Source organism: Mesorhizobium sp. M7A.F.Ca.CA.002.09.1.1 (genome assembly GCF_003998555.1).
In the GTDB taxonomy this organism is placed as follows: Bacteria; Pseudomonadota; Alphaproteobacteria; order Rhizobiales; family Rhizobiaceae; genus Mesorhizobium; species Mesorhizobium ciceri.
Genome location: NZ_RZRR01001036.1, coordinates 1 through 1,750, shown reverse-complemented (window position 1 = coordinate 1,750; position 1,750 = coordinate 1). Strand labels below are relative to the sequence as shown.

At 61.5% G+C, this 1,750-nt stretch carries 2 protein-coding genes and 1 pseudogene; all 3 read right to left on the bottom strand.

Annotated features, from left to right (window positions below):
- Positions 1-119, bottom strand: a pseudogene (locus EN994_RS36910) (thermonuclease family protein); the annotation flags it as partial.
- Positions 120-161: 42 nt separating this feature from the next.
- Positions 162-812: a helix-turn-helix transcriptional regulator gene (locus EN994_RS29880; protein WP_013533656.1), complete on the bottom strand. Its 651-nt coding sequence runs from the start codon at positions 810-812 to the stop codon at positions 162-164.
- An 82-nt stretch (positions 813-894) separates the two neighbouring features.
- The coding region (locus EN994_RS29875) for a 3-hydroxyacyl-CoA dehydrogenase family protein (protein ID WP_245466121.1) at positions 895-1,750 on the bottom strand (856 nt) is incomplete at its 5' end.

Below are 1,750 nucleotides of genomic sequence, written 5' to 3'. Positions count from 1 at the left end.
GCAGCCTGCTGCGCCATCGCATCGGCGCCCGGATCAAGCTGGTCCACGGTGATGACGCTTTCACTACCTTTCAGAGTGTGACCGCCAGTGACGACAATGGCTGCCATCACAGGGACCATCAGAACCGCCAGCGCATGATGGAGAAGCCGCACCAGCTTGACCTATTGGCTTGCCCAGACAATCCGCGCCACCCATTCGACATCGCGCATGGGAATATCGCGGTCGGGATGATCGGGATTGAGCGAGACCAGCGCAATCGACCTGACGGTCTGGCGCTCGAGCACCTTGGCCATCACTTCGCCTGATGTGGTCTTGACGACGACGCGATCGCCCTTGCGGGTAACGGCGCCCGGTTCGACGATGAGGACGTCGCCATTGCGGTAGAGCGGCAGCATGGAATCGCCCTGCACCTGCAAAGCATAGGAACTCTCGGTCGATTGCGTCGGCAGTTCGATCAGATCCCAGCCCTGCCCGGCTGGAAAGCCGGCATCGTCGAAGAAGCCGCCGGCGCCGGCCTGGGCAAAGCCGAGCAGCGGCACGGAGCTTCGGCGGGCGACCGAAGCCGCATGGCTGGCCCCGGCCCGACCTTCAATCAAACCGGTGAATTCGTCGAGGGAAGCGCCCGTTGCCTCCATAATCTTTGCCAGTGATTCGGTCGAGGGCCAGCGCGGCCGGCCATCCGACGACAGGCGCTTCGACTTGTTGAAGGCGGTGGAATCGAGCCCCGCACGCTTGGCCAGCCCCGAGGCCGAAAGCGAATAGCGCTCGGCAAGAGCATCAATGGCAGCCCAGACACGGTCATGCGAGAGCATGTGTCGCTCTCCTTTGAACAGGAAAAAATACCTTCCCTGTTCTAACCCCGGACCGCCATCTTGTCCACAGTGCAAGGCTTACTCACGCCGCTTTCCTGGTCTCGCCTTTCGCATAGGGATCGAAGCGCTGATAGAAGCTCTCACCCTTCTCGGCCATGTCGAGCAGCAGCTTGGGCGCCTTGAACTCGGCGCCGTATTTCTTCTGCAGGTTTCTGGCGATCTTGACGAACGCCTTGGCGCCGATGCCGTCGATGTAGGACAGCGCACCGCCGGTATAGGGAGCGAAGCCGAAGGCGAGGATCGAGCCGACATCGGCCTCGCGCGGGTCGGTGACGATGCCTTCTTCCATCACCCGGGCCGCTTCCAGCGCGATGGTGACCAGCAGCCGCTGCTGCAGTTCCTCATAATCGACCTTCTCGGGCGCAAGCTGCGGATAGAGATCCCTGATGCCCGGCCACAGCTTCTTCTTGGCGGGCTTTGCCGGATAATCGTAAAACCCCTTGCCGTTCTTGCGGCCGAAGCGGCCGTGATCGTCGACCATGGTGTTGATCAGCGCCATCTGCTTGGGATCGACCGCCTTGTCGCCCAAATCCCTGATGGTCTGCTTCATGATCTTCTGGGCAAGGTCGATGGCCGTTTCGTCGGTCAGTGCCAGGGGGCCGACCGGCATGCCGGCTGCCTTCGCCGCGTTCTCGATCATCGGCGCGGGCACACCTTCGATCAGCATCTTGTAGGCTTCCGTCATGTAGCGCAGCACGCAGCGGTTGACGTAGAAGCCGCGCGTGTCGTTGACGACGATCGGCGTCTTCTTGATGGCGCGAACGAAGTCGATCGCGGTGGCCAGCGCCTTGTCGCCGGTCTTCTTGCCCAAAATGATCTCGACCAGCATCATCTTGTCGACCGGCGAGAAGAAATGGATGCCGATGAAATTCTTCGGC

Coding starts and splice junctions, on each gene's coding strand:
- EN994_RS29880 (WP_013533656.1), bottom strand. CDS start 812: ATGCTCTCGCATGACCGTGTCTGGGCTGCCATTGATGCTCTTGCCGAG.